This is a genomic window from Bacillus kexueae (genome assembly GCF_022809095.1).
Lineage (GTDB): Bacteria > Bacillota > Bacilli > Bacillales > Aeribacillaceae > Bacillus_BZ > Bacillus_BZ kexueae.
This window is the reverse complement of sequence record NZ_JALAZE010000006.1, coordinates 114205-138769: the sequence shown is the minus strand read 5'-3', so window position 1 is coordinate 138769 and position 24565 is coordinate 114205. Positions and strand designations below refer to the sequence as shown.

Genomic DNA, 24565 nt, shown 5'->3' with positions numbered 1-24565 from the left:
TGAAGAGAAGTTAATCTGTTGATATTGTTGTGTTGTTCCGTGCATATAGGTTGATTTATTCATCAGTTCTGGCTGGTTTATTCATCAGTTTAGTTGATTTGTTCATCAGTTCCGCTGGTTTATTCGTCAGTTTAGTTGATTTGTTCATCAGTTCCGCTGGTTTATTCATCAGTATAGCTGATTTATTCATCATTTCCTCCATATTATCCATCAGTTCGCGTCTCTTATCTTCATTTCCCGTCCCTCCCAATGTAGTAAAACCAATTTATGATTATATGAAACTTTTGGAAAATTTGATTCGTAATAGTTAGTGAGGTGATGAATATGAGTTTTGTTCTATTTTTAATATTTATAATCATTGTTGTTGGGTTAGGAATTGGCCATTCTCAAGGAACGAAATCGAGTAGGAACGGTCATGTTTCGAATCATAGTTTGATGATGCATAACCATTATACGAATCATGATGGGGGTAATTCTGATTCTGGTGGAAGCTGTTCAGGGGGAGACTTTAGTGGCGGCGGAGATGCTGGATGCTAAATTAGGAATCAATTATTAGAATGAAAATGGAGTGTAATATATGGATTTGGAGCGATTAACACCGAAGCGGCGATTATCAAAAGATGCTGTGAGTATGTGGAAGGTAAAAGGATTAATTGAAAATGGGATCGGGATTTTTGTCTTGATGGTTCTTTATGCCGTACATGTTTATTTTTCTTGGAAGGCATGGATTGGGTGGATTATTCTCGTGTTAATAGGCATTACGTTTTTGGGTGCCATTTGGGACATATTTATCCGACCTAATCTTTTATATAAACATTGGCGTTTTGACTTAGATCGTGAGTATCTTCAATTAAAATATGGTGCAATTCGTGAAAGACATGAAATTATTCCGATGACGAAAATTCAGTCCGTGATAACGAAGGAAGGTCCGTTATTAAGAAAGTATTCGCTTTGTACGATTGAGATTGAAACGATGGGGTCTTCACATGGGATTCCAGCTTTGCCGAAAGACGTTGCCTTACAAGTTCGGAATGAAATTGCCTATTATGCGAAAGTGAAGGAGGAAGATGAATGAATCAACGATTAAAACGATATCATCCCCTCCTTATCATATGGAAGATTTTCGGTATTATCAAAGATTTATTTATTATCGGCCTTATTTTATTTGTCATCCAAAGGAATTCGGAATCTATGTGGATTCAATACGGAAGGATAGGCTTTTTCTTGCTAGTTGGTGGGGGAATTTTACTAGAAGTGCTTAAATGGTTCAAAGAGAGGTATGAGTGGGACGAACAGGCATTTCATCTTTATGATGGGATAGTTATTCGATCGAAGCGAACCGTTCCGTTTCGAAAAATAGAAAACATAAATGAGCATGCAACTTTCTTTCATAAAATGTTTGGCGTCACTTCCGTTAAGTTTGAAACGGGTATGCAAGGTTCCGAGGCAGCAGTCGAGTTCCCTGTCATAAGTAAGCAAGAACTAAAAGAGCTGAAGAAAATAGTCAATTCAGGTAAACAGGAATCAAATGAAGAGGAAGAAAAAGAAGAACAAGTAGAAATAGTAGAGGAGTCCACGGTTCACTTTAAGCCTAAGTCGAAGGATTTAGTAAAAGCCTCTTTTACTTCCTTTAGCTTTTTCTTCATCATTCCATTTGGCTTAACCATTTATTCGCAGTTGGAGGAACTCCTTCCCGTTAGTGATAAAGTGTTAGGAATTTGGGGTCAACTGAGTGACTCACCTGTGAAACTTTTCATTACTGTACTCGTCTTAGTATGCGTGGCCATCCTTTATGGGCTGGTTCGAACGTTTTTTAAATATGGGAATTATGAAATTTTGTCGGACGAGGAGTTCATTTACATTAAAAAAGGAATCCTTGATGAATCACGCTATTCTATCGCAAAATCTAACATCCAAGCTATCGAAGTGAAGCAGCCATGGATTAAAAAAATGTTCAATTACGTGGAGATTCATATAATTTCTGTGGGAGAATTAGAAATCGAAGATCAAACAACACTGACGACCATCTATCCATTTCTCCCTCGTCAAAAAGCGTATGCGTTAATAGAAGAGCTATTACCTAAATATCAAGTGAAAGAACAATTGGAAAGACTGCCACGGAAGGCTTTATGGATGAAGTTATTTCGACCGAGCTGGTTTTGGGTCATTGCAACAGGATTGTTGTATTATTTCAAGCCGTCTATTTTTAAGTTCGAAATTCATTGGGCAATATTATCAACGGTACTGTTAGGTTTGGTTATTGCGTACCGGATGTTAAGTTTTTATTATACTCGCTACTTAATTTCCGATCACTTTGTGTACTTCCAATCGGGTGTATTTACGACAAATCTATTCTTATCAAAGCGAGAAAAAGTTATTGAAGTCAATGTCGAAAGGGGACCGTTACAGAAACGATTAGGTCTTGCCTCCATCAAGACGACCAATCGTGGAAAACCAATTCACGAGGTTCGCATTCAAGACGTGCCCTATGAAGTAGCGACGAATTTTTTACAATGGTATTTAAATCGGGTAAAAGATGTTAAGGTCTTAACAGAAGAAACAGATAGTTCACCTTTTCATAATGAAGTGAAAGGATTAACATCATAGTTTGACAGCTATCTAGAAGAGAAGGGGTATAGTATGGACATTTTATGGACTTCTTTCATCATCGGAATAAGTCTATTCCTTTTATGGCAAGTATTGTTCATTCTTCCGACGAAATGGTTTAAAGTTGAACGAATACAATGGAGCAGTCACGAAAAGAAAAAAATAATCCAAATTAGTGACCTTCATATTCGTAACATGCGGGTACCGCTCTCAAAGATTCAACAGCTTATAAAACGAGAACGACCTGATTTCATCTTTTTAACCGGCGATTTCATCGATCGTAACGAACAAGAGCTTCCGAAATTGAGAGAATTCTTGCAAATGATTAAAGAAACAAATGTTGAGAGTTATGCTGTGTTAGGGAATCATGACCGGCATTTAACCAATCTTGAATTACTTGAAAATCTATTCCAAGCACACGATATAAGGTTATTAAAGAATGAGTTTGTCGAGAAAGAGGATTGTATCATCGTAGGGATTGATGATTACGGAAGAGGACATCATGATCTTGAAAAGAGCTTTGCGTTTACTAATCCGAGCGGGAAAGATGTTCTAGTGTTGACGCATGACCCTAATATTTTAAATGAGTTTGAACAGAACTTTTCTGTTTTCGTTGCCGGTCATTTGCACGGTAAACAGGTCAATATTCCGTATTTCTTTCATTTTGTTGATATGGGGGAGCTTCCGAAGAAAGGGATCTACAAAGGAAAGTATGAGACGGAAAGAGGACCGATTTATATTTCAAAAGGAATTGGTCAGTCTCATCTTAATTTTCGTTTTCTCGTTCGAAGTGAGATTACGATTCATGAGTTAGGAGGATCGTGAGAGTGGAAATTTCACTTATTCGACATGGTCAATCTCTTTTTCAAGAGAAGGAAAAAATAACAAATGTTCAATTTATAGATTGGGTGAAAGGCTATGACGAACATGGAGTGGTTCAAGAGAAACAATACCCAAAGGAAACGATCGACCGAATAAAACAGTCGAACATCATCATCACGAGCGATTTAATTCGGTCAAAGGAGTCAGCTACCTATCTATTACCTAATGGCACTTTCACCTCCAATTCCTTATTTCGTGAAGTAGAGCTTCCGGTATCCAAGCGCAAGTGGATGGGAATGAGATTGAAGCCGTCCGTATGGCTCGTAATCTATCGAATTTTATGGGTTCTCGGTTATTCGAATGAGTGTGAATCCTATCATGAAGCAAAACTACGTGCGAGAAAAGCATCCGAAAACCTTATCGAACTTGCGAGTAAGCATGAGAGAGTTTCCCTTGTTGGTCATGGAATTTTTAATCGGTTGATTGCGAAAGAGTTACAGGTGCAAGGATGGGAAGGGATGAGAAAATTTAGCTCGAAGCATTGGAGTTGTACGACCTATCGTAAGGTAGGTTAGAAGCATAAGAGGATAAGATGCAAATCACCCCAGCATTTTTTTATTGCTGGGGTGAAGTTTATGCTTTTTTGATTAATAAGTAAATGAAATAAGGGGCGCCAAACAATGCGGCTACGATTCCTGCAGGAAGGCCGTCTGGCTCTAAAATATTTCGTCCAATCGTATCGGCTAGTAGTAAAAGCCATCCCCCAATGAAGATTGTAATCGGAAGGTTCAATTGATGTCTTGGTCCGACTAACGATTTCGCTAAATGAGGTGCCATTAATCCAATGAAGGAGATTCCACCTGAAATAGATACGGATGAAGCGGCTAGGCCAACGGCAACTAGTAATAAAATCATTCGTTCTTTTTGGAGGTTAACTCCAACCCCAATCGAAACGGGCTCGTTGACAGATAAAAGATTTAATGGTTGAGCCTTCATAAACGAAATTGGCACTAGAAATATGAGCCATGGTAATAGGGCGAGGACGAACGGCCAATCTGCTCCCCATATGTTACCCGTTAACCATTTCGCAATAAAATCGACTTTTTGGCGCTCCGCAGAAGAAATTAAGACTATCATCGCCCCTGAGAGAGCCATTGAAAACCCAACACCGACTAACACAAGTCGAATTGGTTGAATACCCTTTCCTTTCTCATAAGAAAACACATAAATGGAAAAGGCGGTTAACAGTGCACCGATAAAACCGATAAATGGGAGCATATAAACAAACGAACCAGCATCAATAGGGAAGAACAGAAAGAATATCGTAATGCCAACACCTGCACCTGCATTAATTCCGATTATGCCAGGGTCTGCTAAATCATTTCGCGTAACTCCTTGTAATATTGCCCCGGAAAGAGCTAAAGCCATTCCACATAAGATTGTGATGAAAATTCGTGGCAAACGAATGGAAAAGAGTACAAACTCTTCTTTAAATGTTCCATTGCCAAGAATCGTTGGAATGATTCGATCATAAGAAACTGAAGAATATCCGATTCCTAAACTTATAATTGCAGTAGCAATTACTAAAAAGATACTTGTGAATAAAATCATCCGTTGCTTTTTAATTAATTGAGAATGAATCATCCGAAATTTCTTCCTCCTTTACGAACTAATAGAAGGAAAAATGGGAGTCCAATCAAAGAGACAATTGCAGCTACTGGTGTCTCATACGGGGCATTTATCGTTCTCCCAAGCGTATCAGCCATTAGCATGAAGGCTGCTCCTATGACAGTGGACATTGGGATAATTGCCCGGTAGTCGGTTCCAACTATTGCTCTTACAATGTGAGGAATCATCAATCCAACAAAAGTTAAGTTACCAACCAATGCGACAGAGGCTCCAGCAAGTAAAACCATAACAATAAACAATATCGTTTTGATTCGTCTAATATTTTGACCGAGACCGACAGCTAGCTCTTCGTTCAAGCTAAGAATGGTTAGTGGCTTTGCTAAACATAATGCGATGATAATTCCAATGATAATAAAAGGGGAAATGACTTGTAGCTGTGTCCAAGTCGTTCCAATCATTCCACCTGCCGTCCACATCGAAACTTCTTTTGAGATTTTAAAATAAAGTCCAATTCCTTCCGCAATAGCCGTTAAAAATGCGGATATGGCAGCGCCAGCTAAAACGATACGGAAAGGAGAGAACCCTCCTTTTTTGATTGAGCTAATCCCAAGAACGAGGAATGCGCCAAACGCTGCTCCGATCATACAAATAATCATGATGGAAAAATAGTTCGTAAACGGTAGAAGCGCAATGGAAATAGCTAAAGTCACATTTGCTCCTGCTGTTAACCCTAGTAAACCAGGATCGGCCAGTGGATTCCGTGTCAGTCCTTGCATAATGGCCCCAGAAACCGAAAGCGCTGCTCCTACTAACATTGCAGCAATCTCTCGTGGGAGACGAATTTCTCGTATCATCATAGCTTGATCGGATACGGTGGAAGAGGAAAGTGCTGCCCACACATCGTTAATAGATGTGTTAGCAGCACCGAATATCATCGATACGATGAATGCCAAAACGAATATAATGGTCCCACCTACAAATTTGATTGAATAGGGTAATGTTCGCTTAGTTTTCGTCATATCTAATCATCTTTCCGATTTTATTGTAAAAAAGCATTTTCAAAGAATTCTAGTTGGAACTCAAGTGTTAATGGATCATTAAAGTAGAATTCTTTTGCATTAACTTCGAATACACGGTTGTTTTGGACAGCTGGGATGTTTTTGTATGTTTCTGTTTCTTGGAATGAATTATCAGTATCCGGGTTTTTACTTATGATCATATAATCGCCCGCAAACTCTGGTAATACTTCTGTCGAAAGAGCATAGTAGCCCGGTTCAAGAGCCATTTCCTTCACTTTCTCTGGCATGTTTAAGCCCATCGCTTGATAAAGAATTTCTGTTCCTCGTCCCCAGTTATCACCGAAAACATATAATTGTTTGTCAAAGTTTTCGATGACGGATACTGTAGCTTCTTCACCAATTTTCTCTTTAATTTGTTGTCCGACTTCTGCAGTTTGTTTCTTAAATTCTTCTACCCAAGCGGTTGCTTCTTCTTCTTTGTTTAGTAGTTTTCCAATTTCGATATGCTGTTCAAGGTAATCATACTTACCATATGTAAACGTAACTGTTGGAGCAATTTCACTCAATTTATCTACGTTTTGAATGGAAGATAGACCGATAATTAAGTCTGGATTTAGCTCAATAATTTTTTCAATATTTTCATCAGATACTTCTTCCACGTCTTTTAAGTCTTCTTCCCAGCGCGGATTCATTTTCGACCATGCATCCACGCCGACTAAGTTGACATCTAACGCCATTACATTTCCGGCAAATGAGGATAATACGATGACACGTTGTGGATCGCTAGGTACCTCAACAGGTCCGTTTTCTGATTGGTACGTAATCGTTTCGCTTGTTTCGTTTGTTGATTCGGTAGACTGCCCTTCATTGCTTGTGCAGGCACTAAGAATGAGAACTAGTAAGAGCGTAAAGGGAATCATTGCTTTCTTGAATAGTAGTTTCATGTTGTTCCTCTCCTTTAAGTAAATGATAAGTCATACACATCGGTTTATTGGTTCTTGGATCACGACCGATTAAAGCGTCGATTTGAAACACTTTGCGAAGAACTTCTTGTGTAATGACTTCTTCGCTTGTCCCTGCCTTAACGATTTGGCCATCTTTTAAGGCAATAATGTAGTCAGAAAACCGAGCAGCATGGTTTAAATCGTGGAGCACCATGACAATGGTTCGTTCTTCTTTTTGGTTTAAATTCGCTAGAAGCTCTAGCACTTCGAGCTGGTGGGCCATATCTAAATAAGTAGTTGGCTCATCAAGGAAAATCATCTCAGTCTCTTGAGCAAGAGCCATAGCAATCCATACCCGCTGTCGTTGTCCTCCTGAAAGGGAATCAATCGGTGCATATTTAAAATCGAGTGTTCCGGTGGATTCCATAGCCCACTCAATGACTCCATAATCTTTCTTGGTTAAACGCCCGAACCCACGTTGATACGGATAACGTCCATAAGAAACAAGCTCACCAACCGTTAATCCTTGAGGACCTTCAGGTGTTTGTGGTAGAATGGCCATTTTTTGTGCTAACGCTTTCGTATTAATCGACGAGATATTCTTCCCATCTAAAACGATTGAACCAGATTGGTGGGGGATAATCCGTGACATAGCTTTAAGTAGTGTTGATTTCCCGCACCCATTAGGGCCAATGATTGTCGTGATTTTCTTAGCCGGAATTTGAATGCTCAAATCCTTTACAATTAACCGATCTCCATAACCAACTTGTAAATCCTCAGTATAAAGGCGATGCATGAAGGAATGCCTCCTATTTAATGATAATGATTATCAATGTCGTTACATTAGAACTATATCGTGATTAAATGGAGATGTCAATAAGAAATTGAAAATGATTATCAATGATAATAGGTGAGGAAAGAAGAAAAACCTAGGAAAAAAATTCCTAGGTTTCACGTTATTTATTGTTACAGAAAGTTTAAGTTCAATAAAGTGTTAAAGTATTCTCTTTACAGTTTTTTTTGGTGTCTAGCTCCAAGCGCCATCAGCTCGGGTCGCTTCGGCCCTGCTGTGGAGACGGAAGCCTCCTCGCAGGTCCTCCAGCGCCCTTCGCCTAAGAACTTGCGCTTTTTCTGTGAAAATAAAAATTACCTATGAGCTGAATGATCAATCATGATAGGTAGATGGTAGAAAGGAAACCCCGGGGAGAATAAATTTTCATGTCCGGGGTGTGAGTGTAAAATCATGTATGTTTCTTAAAAGGTAAAGAGGATAAAAAACAATCCGGTTAGGACGTAAAAGGTAGCTTTTAATTTTCGTAAATGAGCATATTCTAAAATTCCACTCGTAATGAGCAATATCCCGGCTAAATCGAAAGTGGTTTGTATGTCCGTCTTTCAAAAGGAAAAGAAGTGAAGAAACCTAAAAAATTGATAACCGATGCCACTAATTTTTCTATAACGGAGAGAACGGTTTGAGTCATTGTAATCCGCCTTAAGCCTTTCCGTTCCATTCGTTTAAAAATTGTTCCAAAAAATCGACCATGTAGGCGTGCCTTTTTTCAGCGATTGCTTTTGAGGAGGGCAAATTCATTCGATCTTTCAGTAATAACAGTTTTTCATAGAAGTGGTGAATGGTCGTTGTTTTGGCTTTTTTATATTCTTCAAATGTCTGGTGGTAAGTCGGCTCAAAGGTGGGGTTATACATTTCTTGATGAGCAAATCCTCCGTAGGCAAATGCGCGTCCAATTCCTATCGCTCCAATGGCATCCAATCGGTCGGCATCTTGAACAATCATACCTTCTAACGTATTCATAACAGACTTCGTTCCCGCTCCTTTGAAGGACAAATGCTCAATAATGGAGCAAATATGAGCAATTCTCTCTTCCTCGATAGGGAGTGAAGTCATCCACTCGCGAGCTAAGCGAGGTCCTACTGATTCGTCTCCGTAATGAAATTTCCAATCACCGATATCATGAAGTAATGATGCCATTTCAACGACAAATTGATCAACGTTTTCATGTGCACTTATGTGAAGAGCATTTTTCCAAACGCGATAAATATGCCACCAATCATGACCGGATCCTTCACCTTCTAATTCCTTCCGTACATAATCCACTGTTTTTTCAATGATTTGTTTTTCGTTCATTAGTTGTCACCACTTTCTTTTTATGACATTATTTTAGAAGAAAATGCTATTTTTGAATAGAGCTCTCCTATTTCTATTTAATGAATAGAAATCAGGATAGCAACGAATCTTCAGAAAATGTGAGAGGGTATATTTAGCTACTTAAAGGAAGGTAAAGGAGGCGTTTCTTTTGAAAAAAAAATTCTTCAATAAGGTGAAATCCGCCTTTTTGACGCTTATTTTAATAGGATTACTTTTTTTGTTGGATGAGGATAGTGCATACTTTTTAATATCAGTTTTTTTTGCAGCAATTGGGATTTTTCTATATGGAATTCCAGTCTCTCTCTTTTCTGATTTCATTACGAAGAAAATGGATGCAAATCGTTTCATCGTTGCTGCAATTATTCATGTATCATTTGGTTTTTTAACGACTTTTATTATAGGTTTTTTTGGAATTATCGCTATAGTAAGCTCCATTATCTTTTTTCTTATTGACGAGGCACACAAAATATCCTTCAAGCAGCATAAGTTAAGTAAAAAGACCATTTTTATTAATGGAATGTCAATCATCATTCTTTTTTCACTAAGTTTTTTTGGATGGAAGTACTTTATGCATCCTGATCGGCAAGAAAAAACACATGAATATTATTTGATTCCAGATGGATATGTAGGAAAAGTAACGGTGGTTCACGATATCCCGCATGCTCCGCCTCCAAAAAAAGTTGGTGAGTATAATTTAATAGAAATAAATGAAAAGGGGTATGGCATTACACAGTTACCCATAAGTGAAGGATTAATCGAGAATAAGTATTTTTATATTGATAGTCAAGGAAACAAACAAGAGATTGAACAAAGTTGTATCCAAAGTGCGGGGATATCTTCCATAGCAGGAGAAGGTTACGAGTATGATAGTACGTATTATACTGTTTCTGAGAAAAGGTGTGGAGAATATGGGGGATTTAATTACGTTGAAAATGAACTAACGTTAGAAGAAATCCTGTTAGAAGAAAATCTTGCGGAAATTGTCAATCACCAAATTGTTATTAAACCAAACAAATCCTTTTAACGATAAAAGGCGCAATTCTCAGTTAAGGAATGCGCCTTTTATACTTTTGGTTCAATCATAAGTTAAAAAGTGAAAGAGTTTGATATTTTGGATTAATTGATTCTTTTGAATCCACCTTCACCTAACAAGTACAAATAGCCCGTAATTTGGAGTAACAGATGTCATCGAAACGAGGGAATATCCGGTGGAAAGAAGTCTTGATAAAGTTTCAGCGCATTGAAAAGAAGGAGGTTCGATAGGGGCATGGTAGCTTGAGTCCAGCTTTAAAACGGTATTTGTAGGCAGATAGCAGTGAACGAACACGACATGCCGCCCAGTCCATGCGAAACCAATAGTTGTCACATTCCTTCATCCTTTCATGATTATATCTCTTATAACAGATGTCTAGCTATTGGAAAGTGTGACTTGCTCATAAGGAGTCATTGAAGTGCATACGTTTATGGAAGGAAAGAAAAGGAAAGGGGCTTTTGTATGTATTATTGGTGTCCGTGTCAGTATCCATATTACTATGTGCCGATGCGACAATACCCGCCTGTTGACCCGAATCTGCTGTACCAATCTGCGAATGAAACTAAAAAGTTAATGAAGGATGCGAGCGTTGTATTACAAAAGCTGTCAGAGTCGAAGGAATTTGATGAGAAATTAATGTATGCAGCGCAAGCTTCTGACATGGAAGAGGTCAATCGGCTAATTGATTCCATCGGAGTGACATCCAAAATTAACATCCATTTTAATCCGGATGGGCTACGCCTTACATTCTCGTCCCAAGTATCGAGTACAGATTGTTGCCGCCTCGTTATTGCCTTGAGGTGGAGATAAATATTTTGTAGAAGGTGAAACATTCTCAGAACATGTATCGTTAAGTAAATAGATACGAAGTTCGGAGGATGATGGATTTGGAATATACGAATAAAAGAATAAATTCTAAACGCGGTAGCGCATCTATTCTTGCCATCATTTTAGTGTTTTTAGCTGGGAAATTTAAATGGATTATCGGGTTGTTGAAGATTGCTAAAATTCAATCGCTCTTAACCATTTTTTTATCTTTATGGGCTTACGCTGTTATTTATGGATGGAAGTTTGGGGTAGCGATTATCTATCAATTGTTTATACATGAAATGGGGCATTTAATTGCAGCCAAAAAGAAAAAAGTTCCAACAACACCGGCGTTTTTTATTCCGTTTGTAGGAGCGGTTGTTGGACTGAAGGAAATGCCGAAAAATGCAAAGGATGAATCATACATTGCTTACGCAGGTCCTTTATTCGGTTTAATGGCGACATTACCAGCAGGAATCATCTATTACTTTACACAATCACCATTCTGGGGCGTTGTATTGTATCTTGGAGCTTTGCTTAACTTATTCAATCTCATTCCGTTATCCCCCTTGGATGGAGGGCGAATTATTTCTGCTCTTTCACCAAAAATTTGGTTTTTTGGACTTTTGATTTTACTTGTTTATTGCTTTTACGATCCTTCTTTCTTATTGATTTATCTATTTATGATTGGGGTTTTTTCTTGGATTCAGCACTATCGGGAAGGATTTTTATATGATCTTTGTGAATTGAAGCTTGCCGGCTATGAAAAAATGAAACTTGATTTACAAGAATATCATGAGCGCTTAAAAAACTATTTATCTATACAAAATGAAAGAGAAAAACTTGTCAACCAATTGAAGGAATTGAAAGCAGAAAAGGAACGAAAACGAATACCTTGGATTGAAGACACGGAGATCAAAATGCAAGCGATGTATGAAGTGCAGTACGACTTTGCTCTTGAGAAATATCGTCTCGCTGACCATTATCGAATCAATTATTTAACAGGCGAACCTTATGAGGAAGCGAATATCGAGGCAGCATATCGTCGCATTGAAAATAGCATTGATAAACTCAAAGAAGAACAAAAAAGGTTAAAAACCTACTATAAAACTGATGCCAAAACAAAATGGCTAACTTTGTTTGCCTATTTGCTCATCGTTGCTGTATTCGCTTTGCTAGCTTATGGGGGGATAATGATTATGGAAAAACATCCACCTGGAAGTTTATAAAAGGAGTGCTTTAGTAGCACTCCTTTCGTCTTAAACGCAACACAAATGATAGTCAGTAACATCCATAATTAATAGAATGGCTAGTGACATAATAGGTCGCTTCATGTTCGTACATAAGAGTCTCTCCAATCCACCTTTTTACAAAGTTTGCAGATTAAAAGCGTAAAAAAACTACGCAATGTTTATATGTTAACTAGAAATAAAAATGTGTTTACAATCAATAAAATTTTATTTATATTTGTAATTAAAGAGAAAAATAAAAAAATGGGGGATTTGGGATGGACTTACGTAATATGATGTATGTTTCATTAATGGCGGCTATTGTCGCTTCTTTAGGGCTTTTACCACCAATCACACTTCCGTTTACACCGGTACCGATTACAGCGCAAACATTTGGTGTTATGTTAGCGGGTGCTGTACTAGGAGCAAAGCGCGGGGGGTTAAGTGTATTAATCTTTGTATTACTTGTCGCAGTCGGTGCACCTGTATTATCTGGGGGACGCGGTGGACTTGGCATCATTTTAGGCCCTAGCGGTGGCTACATATTAAGCTGGCCAATTGCTGCGTTTATCATTGGGTATCTCGTTGAAAAGAGCATTCATCATTTATCATTATTCAAAATGGTAATCTATAATGTAATCGGCGGTATTATCGTTGTTTATGCATGTGGAATTACATTTTTATCGTTCGTAACGGAATTAACATGGATGCAAGCAGCAACATCTGCTCTAGCATACATTCCGGGAGATATAGTAAAAGCTGTTTTATCCGGTACGATTGCACTTCAAATCCAGAAGGTGTATCCACTTATTCAGAAAAAAGGAATGTCTAACGAAAAGGTGGCTTAAGGAAGGTTGCTTCAATAGCAGCCTTTTTTTGTATACTTTTCAAAAGGAAATTTGGAATACTAGAAAAACATTATCGAATGTAGCGGTTATTGAACTGGAGGGGATAAAAGGTGGGCATCTGTAGAACGCTTGAACAATTCCAAAAGACACAACCAAACAAGGTCGCGATACAAACGAAAGAGCGATCGATTACGTATGAAGAATTTTATCACGAGGTCGTAACGATGCAGCAGCATCTTTTGACTCTTGTAGGAACTGGAAAACAAAAGAAGATTGGCATAATGATTGGGAATGAACCTGAATTTTTGTCGTTATTTATTGCAGTGACCACGTTAGGGTGGATAGCCATCCCCTTTGACTCAAAGTGGACGGAAAGTGAATGCCAGCATGTCTTTCAATTAACGAAACCGGATGTAATAATTGCGGGTAATTCATTTAACCGTTCGGAAACCATTTCCGTGCAAACATTACTCCAACCTACTAGACGAGCTGAGACGATTGATTGGAATGAACATGACAAAGAGTTATTTTATATGGGGTTCACATCTGGTTCTACAGGTGTGCCAAAAGGCTTTATGCGAAATCATCGCTCATGGCTTAGAAGCTTTGACGAAGCGGAAAAAATCTTTCAATATGGGCGAAATGATCAAGTGGTGGCACCTGGTCCGCTCTGTCACTCCTTATCTCTTTTTGCCGCCATTCACTCTCTTCATATAGGAGCGACCTTATTTCTGATGCCGAAATTTAAGTCGTCTGGAGTTCTTACATTCATGAAAGAGAACAAAGCGAATGTGTTTTACGTAGTTCCGACCATGCTACAGGCAATTGTAAATGAAATGAACGAAATTATTGAACATCGGTTGCTGATTCTTACGTCAGGTGCCAAACTTTCAGAGCGTCAAGAGAAAAAAGTAGAAGCGTTCTTTCCGAACAGTCGATTAGTTGAGTATTACGGAGCATCTGAACTAAGCTTTGTATCGTATTCAACAAAGGAGATTAGAGAGAACAACCGTAAGACGGTTGGACAACCTTTCCCATCTGTTACCGTGAAAATTCGAAATGAACACGGTGATTTATTACCAAATGGAGAAATTGGTGAGATTACAATCCAAAGTGACTTACTATTCTCTGGTTACGTAAAGAACGAGTCCGAAACGAAAAAAGTTTTAACGAAACATGGGGCTAATATTGGAGATCTCGGTTACATGGATGAAAATGGCATGTTAACGATCATCGGACGAAAGAAAAATATGATTATTACCGGTGGTCTGAACGTGTATCCTGAAGAGATAGAAGAAGTCATAAAGGAAGTTGGAGAAGTTGAAGAAACCGTTGTCGTAGGCATAGACGATGAATATTGGGGACAAAAAGTGGTCGCTTATATTAAATGGAAAAAAAGTGCGAACAAACAAACTCTATTAAAAGTGAAAGAGCATTGTAAATGTAGACTCTCTTCATTTAAATGTCCGAAAGAGTACGTTGAGGTCGAATATTTTCCGCACACATCTTCCGGAAAAATTGCTCGGAAAGCTTTACGAATTCATGAGTTGGGAGGAAGGACAGGTGAATAAAGCGGTTATCGTTGCGGCAAAAAGAACGCCGATTGGAAAGATTGGAGGAATGTTGAGGGAGGTACCCCTTGAACGATTAGCAGCCACTGTCTTAAAGGCAATTGTCGAAGAAACGAATATACCGGTTAATGAAATCGATGAGGTGATTTTAGGAAATTGTGTTGGCCCTGGTGGAAATATCGCACGCCTTTCAGCCCTTGAAGCTGGTTTCCCTATAGAAGTTCCTGGGGTAACTGTCGATAGACAATGTGGGTCCGGACTTGAGGCAATTCAAATCGCTTGTCGTCTCATTCAAGCGGGGGCTGGTGATATGTACATTGCAGGAGGCGTAGAAAGTACAAGCCTACAGCCGTGGAAGATTGAAAAACCACCCCATCTATACACGTCCTTGCCCCCGACTATCTTCACTCGAGCGCGATTTTCACCTGAAGAAATTGGAGATCCAGAAATGGGCATTGCCGCTGAAAATGTGGCGGAAGCATATGACATTTCACGAAATGAACAAGATGTTTACGCTTTAAAAAGTCATCAAAAAGCTATTCAATCGATTGATGAGGGCCGTTTTAATGAAGAGATTGTTGAAGTAAATGGACACAAGGTGGACGAATGTCCAAGGCGGAATACGAGTTTTGAAAAACTTTCCAAACTTCGTCCGGTCTTTAAAGAAAATGGTACGGTTACAGCGGGAAATGCTTGTCCAATAAATGATGGTGCTGCAGCAGTATTAATCATGTCGGAGAAAAAATGTTTTGAGCTTGGACTTACTCCAATTATGACCTTTGTCGATGCAGTGAGCAAAGGGGTTAATCCGAATCTACTTGGTGTCGGGCCGATTCCAGCAGTAAGGCATTTGCTGAAGCGACAAAATTTATCAGTTGATTCCATCGATTTAGTAGAATTTAATGAAGCGTTCGCTTCTCAAGTCCTCGCTTCTTTGAAAACATTAAAGATTCCTGTTGAAAAGGTGAATAAAGGTGGCGGAGCATTGGCTCTTGGTCATCCCTATGGCGCATCTGGTGCCATTTTAGTAACAAGGCTTTTAACCGAAATCAAACGATCGGATGCAAAAAGAGCGATTGCTACGTTAGGTATTGGAGGAGGACTCGGTCTTGCTGTGTTATTTGAACGGTATCAAAAGGGGGAGATTTGATTGGAGAAAGAAGTGGTTATCATTACAGGGTCAACGAGGGGAATTGGCTTTGCTATTGCCAAGATGTTTGCATTAAAAGGGCATGCGGTGATTATTAATGGGAGAAAAGAAGCGGCGGTTAAAAATGGGGTTCAACAGTTATTAGAAATAGGTGGTCAAGTATATGGGGTAACAGGCGATGTTGCACATGAACAAACAGGTGAACGATTAATCCATGCAGCGATTACGCAATTTGGGAAAGCTACGGTGTTAATTAACAATGCAGGCATTGTCCGAGATCGTATGTCATATAAAATGGAAATCGATGAATGGGATGAAGTAATGAATGTTAATCTGCGTGGAGCTTTTATTTGTACAAAGCCCTTTGTTCAACATGTGAAAGAAACAGGCAAGAGAGGCACTATCATTAACATGATTTCCACGGCCGGTTTAGAAGGGGTTGTGGGACAAGTCAATTATAGTGCTGCTAAAGCTGGACTTATCGGAATGACATTCGCGCTTGCAAAAGAGCTTCATCGATTCAATATTCGAGTTATGGCTGTTGCTCCGTCTGCCCTAACAGATATGACGAGGCCTCATATTGAACGAGCGAAAGAAAAAGCAAGAGCACAAGGAATGCCGTTAGATCCTTACTGGCAAGTAGGAGAACCAGAAGACGTAGCACAATTCATCTATCGTCTTTGTGAACGACCATCCATTGAGGATTCGGGGCAAATTTTTCAAGTGAACGGAAAGGTTATAAACCGTTGGTCCCCACCTAAAAAGGAGGCAGCACCATCATGGATGGAAGGGTAGGCATAAATCTTTGTTTAATGGAAAGGTGGGGGTAAGGGGGATGATGGATTGGAGCTGGCCAGAACTTGATTTTCTAGAGCGAGAGGAAAGATGGAATGAAGCTAAAGCCTTCCTTTTAGAAGAATTTCAACAAAATCCTAGAGATTTAAAAACAATTACACGATTAGGTTTCTTCTGTTGGTATGTGTTAGTAGAAGAAACTCATTTAGGGATTACAGAAGTAGACTTAAATGAACTAGAAACTGTGTTAAAAAGAGTTACCCATATCGGCTATACTCTTTATCCAACAAATTCGGACTTTCTTTGGTGTTTTGGTTATATGATATCCACGTTTCCGTTTTATTTTGGTGAGTTTGAACATAAAGAAAGGTTTGTCAATGTTAAAAAGTGCGTATAAACTATGCCCTGATGACCCTGTATATAAGTATACGTATTTAGGGTCCTGTTCAAGTAATATCAGAGAATATAAAAGGGTAAAAAAACTTCTACAAGCTGTCTTAGAGAGCATATTTCAAGGAGAAGGTCTAGTTTCCACGTATTTTAAAAGTGTTTGGAGCAATTGAAGAACCATTTAGAATTACATAGAGTTTATGTTTACAGCCGTTATTTACGACATTTAAGATAGGCTTTCCATATGGGAGGCATGTCTTATTTGGCTTAAAGCGTCTAGCGAACAATGCATTACCTTGAATGATCCTAGCTCTATGACAATGAATAAAATCAAGTGGAGAAAAACAACTCGTTCTTCTCCACTTCATACAATTAGATAGAATCGCCACTTATTTCTTACTGGAATAAATCATTCCAAGCGGATGTAATCTGAGCAGTTAGTGTTTCAAGTGCATCAAGTAATTGTTGAAACATGCTCATTTTCTCCGCGGACATCTCATCTGCAGTTACTTCATCTTCAGCTACTACTTCTTCAACTGTCATTTCTTCTTCGGTTTCTACAGATGTTTCGTTCGCGGTTGTTTCATCCGTTTCATATTCCTCTTTCATTTCCATATCTTCATTTTCTTCTACAGTTGGTTGATCTTCAGATGCATCTTCTTGTACTTCCGTTTCAGATTCAACAGATGTTTCGACTTCTGTTTGAACTTCTGTTTCTTTCTCCACTTCAACCGATTCATTCTCTTCCTCATATTCTTGAGAAGTAGAAAGAGCAACTGCTGATTGTGCGGATGCATTCATTTTAGCTGTGGCACTTGCACGCTCTTGCGCATTAGAATTCAATTTGTTTTCAATTACATGAGGTTTCTTTTCCTTTTTTTCTTTCTTTTCTTCTTTGTCATCCATCATCATTTCTTGGGAATCGGATTCAAACTCTTTTTCTTTTTTCTCAGCAAATGCAGGTACACTAAAAGTTGTTGAGAATAACAAGAAAGCACTTGCGATAAAAGTGGTGAATAGTGATTTTTTCATTTTTACTTCCTCCCCTTTTATTTCTTCCATTACACCATTCTGCTCTTCTGTTTGTTTTTCAGGGGGTTTTTATAAATATTAGAAAGAAAGTCCTATCCTTTGTTAGAAATTTCTAAAGGTTGATAAGGGAGAAGGATTATGGTAAAGTTAAGCTACCGAACGGTAGGTAGTTAATGTGGGGTGAACATTTTTGAGTGGAGAGTTAATAAAAGAAAAGGCTTATGATTTATTTGCTGAAAAGGGGTATGAGGGTACTTCGATGTCGCTCATTGCGGAACATGTTGGGATTAAAAAGGCGTCAATTTATTCACATTTCAAAGGGAAAAAAGAGTTGTATTTACAGTTATATCATGAAGCTTTGGAGAAGGAACTAGCGTTTATTCAGTCTTTTTTTTCGACAGAAGATGTGATTGAAAAACAGCTGTATGACTTTTTGCTCTCGAGCATTGAGCGTTTTGAAACTGATCGTGAACTTCATTTTCTCCTAAGGCAAGGCTTCTTTCCACCTGCCGGTTTAAAGGATGAAATGATCAAAATCTTTAATCAATACGTTGTGATGATGGAAGGAAGATTAGAGTCGATGCTACAGGAGGTAGTGAACGAAGGAAAGATTGATACAGATCCGAAAATGGCCAGTGTAGCTTACGTCGCATTACTAGACAGTGTGTATGTAGAACTCATGTATGGTGAAAAGAAGAAAGCAATTTTACGAGCGGAATCTACATGGAACTTACTTTGGAAAGGAATGAGTTCAAAATGAATCGTAAATGGCTTCTCGTTTTAGTAGCATCAGTATTTGAGGTAGGATGGGTGATTGGTTTAAAGCACGCTGACAATGTATGGGAATGGATAATCACAGCAATTGCAATGATTGTAAGCTTTTGGGCTCTCATTTATACATCGAAATTTTTGCCGACGAGCACTGTTTATGCAGTATTTGTTGGCTTAGGAACGGCAGGAACGGTGGCAATTGAAATGTTTGTATTCGGCGAACGAGTGGATGTCCTTAAATTATTTTTTATTGGTTTGTTACTGTTTGGTGTAGTGGGGCTGAAACTTGTATCAAATGAGAAGGTAGGAGGAAATGCTTAATGGCTTGGTTATCGTTAGTTGGGGCTGGGCTATTTGAAGTAGTTGGTGTCATCGGAATTACGTTAATTAACAGAAAAGGTGGAATGTGGCCTATTTTATTACTTTTGTTTGGCATGATTTGTAGTTTCACCTTATTAACACTGTCCATGGGAACTATTCCAATGGGTACAGCCTATGCTGTTTGGACGGGAATTGGTACTGCTGGGAGTGCAGTTGTTGGGATTTGGTTGTTTAAGGAGCCAGCGGACTTCAAACGGTTGTTTTTCATAGCTGTCGTAATTGTAGCAGTTGTTGGATTGAAATTTATTTCTTAACCCTTAGTAAACTCGCTAATGAATCACTAATTTGATTAACATGAATGATAAAGGACGAAAGGGGATAGCCCCTTCGTCCTTTCATTTTTGTTACAGAAAATTTAAGTTGAATAAAGTGTTATCTTTTCAGTTTTTTTGGTGTCTAGCGCAAAGCGCCATCAGCTCGGGTCGCTTCGGCCCTGCTGTGGCGACGGAAGCCACCTCGCAGGTCCTCCAGCGCCCTTCGCCTAAGGACTTGCGCTTTCCGCTTTTCTGTGAAAATAAAAATTACCTATGAGCTGAATGATCGATCATGATAGGTAGAAGGTAGAAAGGAAACCCCGGGGAGAATAAATTTTCATATCCGGGGTGTGAGTGTAAAATCATGTATGTTTCTTATGATGAATGTTTTTCTTTTCTTTTTTGAATGAGGATGAGAACACCACCTAAAGCAAGCGTGATAAATCCCCATGCCATCAAGTTATACGTAGAAGTTGCTGTGTTTGGCAAGGAATATTCTTTATTTGTTGGAGCTGATAGCGTATTTCCATTTGTACTTCCGTTACTGTTTGTCAAGCTGTCACTCGTTGATTCAACGGCAGGATAAGACGCTTCTGTTCTCTCAAAGACTGCGAAAATACTAAAATGGTCAGTAGATGCTGTTACTTTCCCTGCTTTATATACACTTCCTAATAGTTGTTCCCACACTTTACGTTGTTCGTTATAGTAATATACATTTAGTTGATCTGTGTTTTGTATGTTATCTAAATCAACAGTAAATGTGAGGATTACTGGTGTATCAAATTGATGAATAGCGTTCCCGTTTTGATCAATGATGGTGAAATCATACGTTGCACTCACTGCTTCTTTTACATCCTCTAATCGCTTTAACTGAATAGAAACTTTTCCGTCAGGTAAAATTTGAGAAGGAATTTGTAATTCGACTTGATTATTCGTGATTCGTAACAATTGTTTATTTTCTTTCAACGCTTTCACTTGTTCTTCTGTTAATTCCAATACAACCGATTGAGCGTTTCCGAGTTCTACTTTTATATCCTTTGATGGATCAAAAGCTTCGAAATCCTTCTTGGAAATAGAAGCTTTCCCGTTATTAATTTTTGGAGTAATGATATTTTCTGTATTGTCGTCACGATGGCTTTCACTTGGCGTTGTAGCGGATACAATTCGATTTTCCACCTTTGGTTCTATCGTTCCTCGCTTCTTAATGTATTGGATGACCGCTTCATCGAGAGCGGCATAATCTCCCGTTACTTCAAAATTCGCAAACATGGTGTATTCGTCGCCACCAGCTGCTAAGAAATCATTCGTCGCAAGGGTGTACATTTTATTCAGATCAATTGGCTTGCCATGAATTTTTATCGAATGTACGCGCTCACCCTTCGGCTTATTAATATCAATGGCAAATGTCATGCCCGCAACATGAGGAAAGGCTCCTTTTACTTCAGGAAAATCGCTAACTCCGTTTTCCAGTGCTTCTTTTATGATAGAGCCCGGTACTTCGAGTGTCTGAATGTAGTTACCGAAAGGGAGAACCGTTATAACATCACCTATCGTAATGACACCTTTATCAATGGAAGCACGAATTCCTCCACCATTTGTTAGAGCAATATCAGCCCCTGTTTCTTCTAACATAGCATCGGTGATTAAGTTGCCTAAGTTGGTTTCCCCAGCTCTTACTTGCTCACGTTCACCATCAAGCTTTACAAGAGTAGTTCCAATCTCTTCTGCTAAAATTTCTTCTTGTGCTAATTGAATAGTATCAATAACTGCTTGAACCGCTGGGTCTGGCTCAATATTGGCGGCGTCTTCTTTCGTTATAAGAGAAGCTTCTCGAGATACGATTTCGTTCTTTTCATTAAACACAATCTCGACTACACCAAGATTTTTCAAATACTCGCCTGCACTTACAATTAACGTTCCACTATTTTCTAAATCATCAATCGTATGGCTATGCCCATCAACGATGAGGTCGATTCCAGGTGCCCCTTGCGCTACCTTTAAGCTTGTATCCGTACTAGATGCGTCCGTTCCTAAGTGAGTGAGCGCTACAATGACGTCAACGTTTTTCCCTTGTAGCTCAGCTACCATTTTCTTTGCTGCTTCAACGGGGTCTGTAAACTTTAACCCTTCAACGTTTTTCGGGTGAGTTTTATAGTGGGTCTCAGGGGTTGATAATCCGAAAATCCCAAAAGTTACACCATTAACTTCACGGATTGTATAAGGGTCAAGTACGAGTTCACCTGTCTCTTCATAAAAGACGTTAGCGCTTAAAACAGGGAAGTCTGCCATTTCTTCTAGTTCTAATAAGCGCTTAAATCCATAGTTAAAGTCGTGATTTCCAGCAGCCATACTGTCGTAACCAATCTCGTTCATAATTTTGACTATACTGCTTCCTTCTTCGAGTGTTGCAAACGTAGTGCCGTGAAACGTATCCCCTGCATCGAGAAGGAGAGTATGTTCATTTTCTTGTTCAAATTGCTTAATTAAAGTCGATAACTTCGCAAATCCCATGCCATCATACTTTCCTTCAAACACACGTGCATGAGAATCGTTCGTGTGTAAAATGTTTATGACTTTATTCGGTGTAAGGTCGATTTGAGCTAACACCGGATCATGGTCACTTGCTCGTCCGTGCGCTTCCATGAACGGAGAGTTGATGTGCACAATATCAATTTCAGCATCTTTCGCTAAATGATTGGATACAAGTATATGATCGAGTGCTTGCGAGTTCCCACGGTAGTTGTACGTCCACCGTTCTGATTCTGGTAAATGATCTACTAAGTTCGTAAGCTCGGAACCTTTTAGCACGTCTAGTGGTTTAGAAAACTCGAAATCATTTAAATCTCCTAATACAATAACGTTCGCTTTTTGATTATCAGATTCAATCGCTTTGACAAACTGGTTGATTTCCGTCGCTAGCTCAATTCTTTCGGCTTCACTTCCGAGTGTTGGAGGTTGAATTTTTCCAAATAACGGGTAATCGCCTCTTTTTGAGTTTAAATGAGCAGCAATGACCACAACTTCCTCACCGTTAAACTCAAACTGGGCAGCGAGAGGTTTACGCGTATCTTGGAACTTATCAGGTGCTATACGACCAGGATTTTTAGATAGCTTTCCATTTTGATAAGTTACAGCTTCGGTCGCTGTTCCTTTTTGCCCTGCTGTTAATTGAACACGATCAGGGTTGTAAATATACCCAACACGAATGTTACCGCCTGGTTGCCCACCGTCTTGATTATTTTCCGGAGCAATATCTGTAAAATGATAAGACGGTCCACCCATATCTCGAATTTTATTGATTAATCGCGTGTAAGAGGCATCAGCACTCGTATTTCCACTGTTTGCTGAACCATCATTATCTTGCACTTCGACAAGGGCGATAATATCGGGTGATTTTAATTGATTCACAATGGATGTTGCAATTCGTGTCACCTTTTGCTCGTCTGATTGAGCGGAGAAGTTTTCTAGATTATAGGTTGCCACGGTTAAATGCTCAGAGTTGGCTTCAATGGTTGTCGTCTCTGGTTGTAGCCCGCCATCTTGAAGAGATGGAAGTGCTTCGTTTGTATTGCGGTACACTTTAAACGTTCCATAGTCATAGCTTAATACTCCGGTAATGGCTCCGTTAAAGGAATCTCCGACCTTTGCGACAAAATTATTTCCCACTTCAACATATAATATCTCTGGATTGGGATCTTCTTTTGTTAGCTTATAACCGCCAGCGTTTGTCCTTACTTGACTTGTCCCGTTGTCCACGACGACAGAAAGGTCCCCGTATTTTTGCGGTCCTACAACGACAGCGTTATTAAGTTGAACACGCATCCCTTCTAAACTTTCATAAAAATCTATGGCATCTTCTTCTGGATCAAATGCAGTAAAGCGATCGTTATCAATGATTTTGTCCGGAATGACTCGTCCATTTTTGCCTAGGATAACTGGCTCTGGAAGCACATTTCCTGAAGAAAGAACTTCTATATTGGTAGCCGCAATTTCAGTAAAGGTTAAATCGGTCTCGAGCTTGTCTGAATAACCATCAAGAACATATTCTTTGACTTGTCCATCTACTGAAATGTGATCTCCAATTTTGACAGAATGGTCGCGTTTATACACGAGAAGCCCTTCAGATGTTTTCAAATCGTCGTCTGGATTTTTTTCTTGCATGTAAATGTTGTCACCATCGATATGTGTGACAATGCCATCAATCTGTGTGACTGTTTGTCCAACATAAGGGGAGGAATGGCTAGTCCCTTGAATATCATGGATGTCCAAATCCTTTTCAATGAGATACGTAAATGTTTGAATTGTGCTTGCTTCCATCCCATCTTTTACAGCGATTGCTTTTATGGTTGTATCTTGTGTAAACTGAATTGGCGTGGTGTATGGAGTCGATGATGTTGTAGGATCACTTCCATCTGTGGTGAAGTAGATTGTTGCCTGTTCAGTAGGGGTTGAAAGTGATACTTTAGTATCCTTTGAAATCATTCCTTGTTGTGGAGAAGATTGAACTGCTTCGACTTGTTGTTGCGTTTCTGAAGTTGAATGTGCCCCTAAAAAATTGAAAGTATCTATGGAGTGAGTTTGCCACTCATCCAATGTAAAGGAGTTTGAACCTGTCGTTACATGTGATTTTCTCGTAAGTGTTACATCTTTTGCGATTGTTTCGCTTTGTCCTACTGTATAGAAAGTGTCAATGATTTGATTGCCTTTCTTTAAAACGAGAGCATCGTTGCCATTAAAGTTTGTAACAGTGCTAGTCTCATGGGCTTTCTCTTGTAGTGTAGCGTTTGCGCTCGGATGAACGAGGACATAGACGGCTTTGTTAGCTAATGTTCCATTCAACTGATGTGTAGCTGTCGTATCCGTACTCCCATTAGAGTACAATTCAATAGAGTAATTGCTTAAATCGACCGTGTTTCCAGTCCCATTATAAATTTCGATTGCTTTGTTGTTGCTAGAACCTTCTACATATTCTGAAAAAAATAAATCGATTGACCCAGTCGGTTCTGCTTGGGCGATATTTGGTAATACAGGGAAAATTGCTAGGGTAATCGCCAAGAGCAACAACAAGGTCTTTTGAAGACTTTTGTTTGCAAAAGACATGTTGAATCCTCCTTAC

Annotated in this window: 24 protein-coding genes; 16 read left to right on the top strand and 8 right to left on the bottom strand. The window is 39.1% G+C overall.

What is annotated here, in order from left to right:
- Positions 1-55 precede the first annotated feature (55 nt).
- Positions 56-211 (bottom strand): hypothetical protein, encoded by a 156-nt coding sequence (locus tag ML543_RS11720; RefSeq protein ID WP_243387572.1) that lies wholly within the window; start codon positions 209-211, stop codon positions 56-58.
- 113 nt (positions 212-324) lie between these two features.
- Between ML543_RS11720 and ML543_RS11715 the strand changes: the two genes are divergently transcribed.
- From ML543_RS11715 to ML543_RS11695, 5 genes are read left to right on the top strand one after another with little or no spacing between them, the layout of a single operon-like run.
- Positions 325-537 carry a hypothetical protein gene (locus ML543_RS11715; protein ID WP_243387571.1) on the top strand — a complete coding sequence of 71 codons (213 nt, stop codon included), beginning with the start codon at positions 325-327 and terminating at the stop codon, positions 535-537.
- A 40-nt stretch (positions 538-577) separates the two neighbouring features.
- Positions 578-1075 (top strand): PH domain-containing protein, encoded by a 498-nt coding sequence (locus ML543_RS11710; protein ID WP_243387569.1) that lies wholly within the window; start codon positions 578-580, stop codon positions 1073-1075.
- A complete protein-coding gene (locus ML543_RS11705) occupies positions 1072-2607 on the top strand; it encodes a PH domain-containing protein (protein WP_243387567.1) in 1536 nt (511 codons plus the stop codon). Before ML543_RS11710 ends, ML543_RS11705 begins: the two co-directional genes overlap by 4 nt.
- A gap of 33 nt (positions 2608-2640) precedes the next feature.
- A complete protein-coding gene (locus ML543_RS11700) occupies positions 2641-3432 on the top strand; it encodes a metallophosphoesterase (RefSeq protein WP_243387566.1) in 792 nt (263 codons plus the stop codon).
- Positions 3433-3434: 2 nt separating this feature from the next.
- Complete coding sequence (locus ML543_RS11695) at positions 3435-4004, top strand: histidine phosphatase family protein (protein ID WP_243387565.1); 570 nt, start codon at positions 3435-3437, stop codon at positions 4002-4004.
- Between the two features lie 58 nt (positions 4005-4062).
- Here ML543_RS11695 and ML543_RS11690 read toward each other — a convergent pair whose 3' ends face one another.
- The 5 genes from ML543_RS11690 to ML543_RS11670 all read right to left on the bottom strand — a co-directional run bounded on the left by ML543_RS11690 (position 4063) and on the right by ML543_RS11670 (position 9167).
- Entirely contained in the window at positions 4063-5073 is a 1011-nt protein-coding gene (locus ML543_RS11690; RefSeq protein WP_243387564.1) for a FecCD family ABC transporter permease, read from the bottom strand.
- Complete coding sequence (locus tag ML543_RS11685; RefSeq protein WP_243387563.1) at positions 5070-6077, bottom strand: FecCD family ABC transporter permease; 1008 nt, start codon at positions 6075-6077, stop codon at positions 5070-5072. Before ML543_RS11685 ends, ML543_RS11690 begins: the two co-directional genes overlap by 4 nt.
- Positions 6078-6097: 20 nt before the next feature.
- Positions 6098-7021 (bottom strand): iron-hydroxamate ABC transporter substrate-binding protein, encoded by a 924-nt coding sequence (locus ML543_RS11680; RefSeq protein WP_419095379.1) that lies wholly within the window; start codon positions 7019-7021, stop codon positions 6098-6100.
- A complete protein-coding gene (locus tag ML543_RS11675; protein ID WP_243387562.1) occupies positions 6960-7817 on the bottom strand; it encodes an ABC transporter ATP-binding protein in 858 nt (285 codons plus the stop codon). The genes ML543_RS11680 and ML543_RS11675 overlap by 62 nt, the downstream gene beginning before the upstream one ends.
- Before the next feature lie 696 nt (positions 7818-8513).
- Positions 8514-9167 (bottom strand): HD domain-containing protein, encoded by a 654-nt coding sequence (locus ML543_RS11670; protein WP_243387561.1) that lies wholly within the window; start codon positions 9165-9167, stop codon positions 8514-8516.
- Between the two features lie 169 nt (positions 9168-9336).
- Between ML543_RS11670 and ML543_RS11665 the strand changes: the two genes are divergently transcribed.
- From ML543_RS11665 to ML543_RS11630, 8 genes are all read left to right on the top strand, one after another.
- Positions 9337-10212, top strand: coding sequence for a DUF6843 domain-containing protein (locus tag ML543_RS11665; RefSeq protein ID WP_243387560.1), 876 nt, complete (start codon positions 9337-9339; stop codon positions 10210-10212).
- Between the two features lie 471 nt (positions 10213-10683).
- Positions 10684-11031, top strand: coding sequence for a YuzC family spore coat inner layer protein (locus ML543_RS11660; RefSeq protein WP_243387559.1), 348 nt, complete (start codon positions 10684-10686; stop codon positions 11029-11031).
- Positions 11032-11099: 68 nt separating this feature from the next.
- A complete protein-coding gene (locus ML543_RS11655) occupies positions 11100-12257 on the top strand; it encodes a site-2 protease family protein (protein WP_243387558.1) in 1158 nt (385 codons plus the stop codon).
- A 278-nt stretch (positions 12258-12535) separates the two neighbouring features.
- On the top strand, positions 12536-13105 hold the full coding sequence (locus ML543_RS11650) for a biotin transporter BioY (RefSeq protein ID WP_243387557.1): 570 nt from the start codon (positions 12536-12538) through the stop codon (positions 13103-13105).
- A 110-nt stretch (positions 13106-13215) separates the two neighbouring features.
- Positions 13216-14676 (top strand): AMP-binding protein, encoded by a 1461-nt coding sequence (locus ML543_RS11645; RefSeq protein WP_243387555.1) that lies wholly within the window; start codon positions 13216-13218, stop codon positions 14674-14676.
- A complete protein-coding gene (locus ML543_RS11640; RefSeq protein ID WP_243387553.1) occupies positions 14669-15826 on the top strand; it encodes a thiolase family protein in 1158 nt (385 codons plus the stop codon). Before ML543_RS11645 ends, ML543_RS11640 begins: the two co-directional genes overlap by 8 nt.
- Positions 15827-16621: an SDR family NAD(P)-dependent oxidoreductase gene (locus ML543_RS11635; RefSeq protein ID WP_243387552.1), complete on the top strand. Its 795-nt coding sequence runs from the start codon at positions 15827-15829 to the stop codon at positions 16619-16621.
- Positions 16622-16661: 40 nt separating this feature from the next.
- Positions 16662-17018 carry a hypothetical protein gene (locus ML543_RS11630; protein WP_243387551.1) on the top strand — a complete coding sequence of 119 codons (357 nt, stop codon included), beginning with the start codon at positions 16662-16664 and terminating at the stop codon, positions 17016-17018.
- 389 nt (positions 17019-17407) lie between these two features.
- On the opposite strand, the gene ML543_RS11625 is transcribed toward ML543_RS11630, so the two are convergent.
- Entirely contained in the window at positions 17408-18043 is a 636-nt protein-coding gene (locus tag ML543_RS11625) for a hypothetical protein (protein ID WP_243387550.1), read from the bottom strand.
- A 190-nt stretch (positions 18044-18233) separates the two neighbouring features.
- Between ML543_RS11625 and ML543_RS11620 the strand changes: the two genes are divergently transcribed.
- Genes ML543_RS11620 through ML543_RS11610 form a run of 3 tightly spaced genes read left to right on the top strand, consistent with a single transcriptional unit; the run spans position 18234 to position 19449 of the window.
- Positions 18234-18803, top strand: coding sequence for a TetR/AcrR family transcriptional regulator (locus ML543_RS11620; RefSeq protein ID WP_243387549.1), 570 nt, complete (start codon positions 18234-18236; stop codon positions 18801-18803).
- Entirely contained in the window at positions 18800-19135 is a 336-nt protein-coding gene (locus tag ML543_RS11615) for a DMT family transporter (RefSeq protein ID WP_243387548.1), read from the top strand. The genes ML543_RS11620 and ML543_RS11615 overlap by 4 nt, the downstream gene beginning before the upstream one ends.
- Positions 19135-19449 carry a DMT family transporter gene (locus ML543_RS11610; RefSeq protein WP_243387547.1) on the top strand — a complete coding sequence of 105 codons (315 nt, stop codon included), beginning with the start codon at positions 19135-19137 and terminating at the stop codon, positions 19447-19449. The genes ML543_RS11615 and ML543_RS11610 overlap by 1 nt, the downstream gene beginning before the upstream one ends.
- 375 nt (positions 19450-19824) lie before the next feature.
- Here ML543_RS11610 and ML543_RS11605 read toward each other — a convergent pair whose 3' ends face one another.
- Positions 19825-24549, bottom strand: a complete 4725-nt coding sequence (locus ML543_RS11605; RefSeq protein WP_243387546.1) for a 5'-nucleotidase C-terminal domain-containing protein — start codon at positions 24547-24549, stop codon at positions 19825-19827.
- Between the last annotated feature and the right edge of the window lie 16 nt (positions 24550-24565).

Bases quoted from the DNA above. Each gene is read 5' to 3' on its own strand.
- ML543_RS11700 (WP_243387566.1), top strand. From the start codon at position 2,641: ATGGACATTTTATGGACTTCTTTCATCATCGGAATAAGTCTATTCCTT.
- ML543_RS11605 (WP_243387546.1), bottom strand. From the start codon at position 24,549: ATGTCTTTTGCAAACAAAAGTCTTCAAAAGACCTTGTTGTTGCTCTTG.
- ML543_RS11690 (WP_243387564.1), bottom strand. From the start codon at position 5,073: ATGATTCATTCTCAATTAATTAAAAAGCAACGGATGATTTTATTCACA.
- ML543_RS11705 (WP_243387567.1), top strand. From the start codon at position 1,072: ATGAATCAACGATTAAAACGATATCATCCCCTCCTTATCATATGGAAG.
- ML543_RS11655 (WP_243387558.1), top strand. From the start codon at position 11,100: ATGATGGATTTGGAATATACGAATAAAAGAATAAATTCTAAACGCGGT.
- ML543_RS11670 (WP_243387561.1), bottom strand. From the start codon at position 9,167: ATGAACGAAAAACAAATCATTGAAAAAACAGTGGATTATGTACGGAAG.
- ML543_RS11615 (WP_243387548.1), top strand. From the start codon at position 18,800: ATGAATCGTAAATGGCTTCTCGTTTTAGTAGCATCAGTATTTGAGGTA.
- ML543_RS11710 (WP_243387569.1), top strand. From the start codon at position 578: ATGGATTTGGAGCGATTAACACCGAAGCGGCGATTATCAAAAGATGCT.
- ML543_RS11630 (WP_243387551.1), top strand. From the start codon at position 16,662: ATGATGGATTGGAGCTGGCCAGAACTTGATTTTCTAGAGCGAGAGGAA.
- ML543_RS11720 (WP_243387572.1), bottom strand. From the start codon at position 211: ATGGATAATATGGAGGAAATGATGAATAAATCAGCTATACTGATGAAT.
- ML543_RS11675 (WP_243387562.1), bottom strand. From the start codon at position 7,817: ATGCATCGCCTTTATACTGAGGATTTACAAGTTGGTTATGGAGATCGG.
- ML543_RS11660 (WP_243387559.1), top strand. From the start codon at position 10,684: ATGTATTATTGGTGTCCGTGTCAGTATCCATATTACTATGTGCCGATG.
- ML543_RS11715 (WP_243387571.1), top strand. From the start codon at position 325: ATGAGTTTTGTTCTATTTTTAATATTTATAATCATTGTTGTTGGGTTA.
- ML543_RS11625 (WP_243387550.1), bottom strand. From the start codon at position 18,043: ATGAAAAAATCACTATTCACCACTTTTATCGCAAGTGCTTTCTTGTTA.
- ML543_RS11650 (WP_243387557.1), top strand. From the start codon at position 12,536: ATGGACTTACGTAATATGATGTATGTTTCATTAATGGCGGCTATTGTC.
- ML543_RS11680 (WP_419095379.1), bottom strand. From the start codon at position 7,021: ATGAAACTACTATTCAAGAAAGCAATGATTCCCTTTACGCTCTTACTA.
- ML543_RS11685 (WP_243387563.1), bottom strand. From the start codon at position 6,077: ATGACGAAAACTAAGCGAACATTACCCTATTCAATCAAATTTGTAGGT.
- ML543_RS11610 (WP_243387547.1), top strand. From the start codon at position 19,135: ATGGCTTGGTTATCGTTAGTTGGGGCTGGGCTATTTGAAGTAGTTGGT.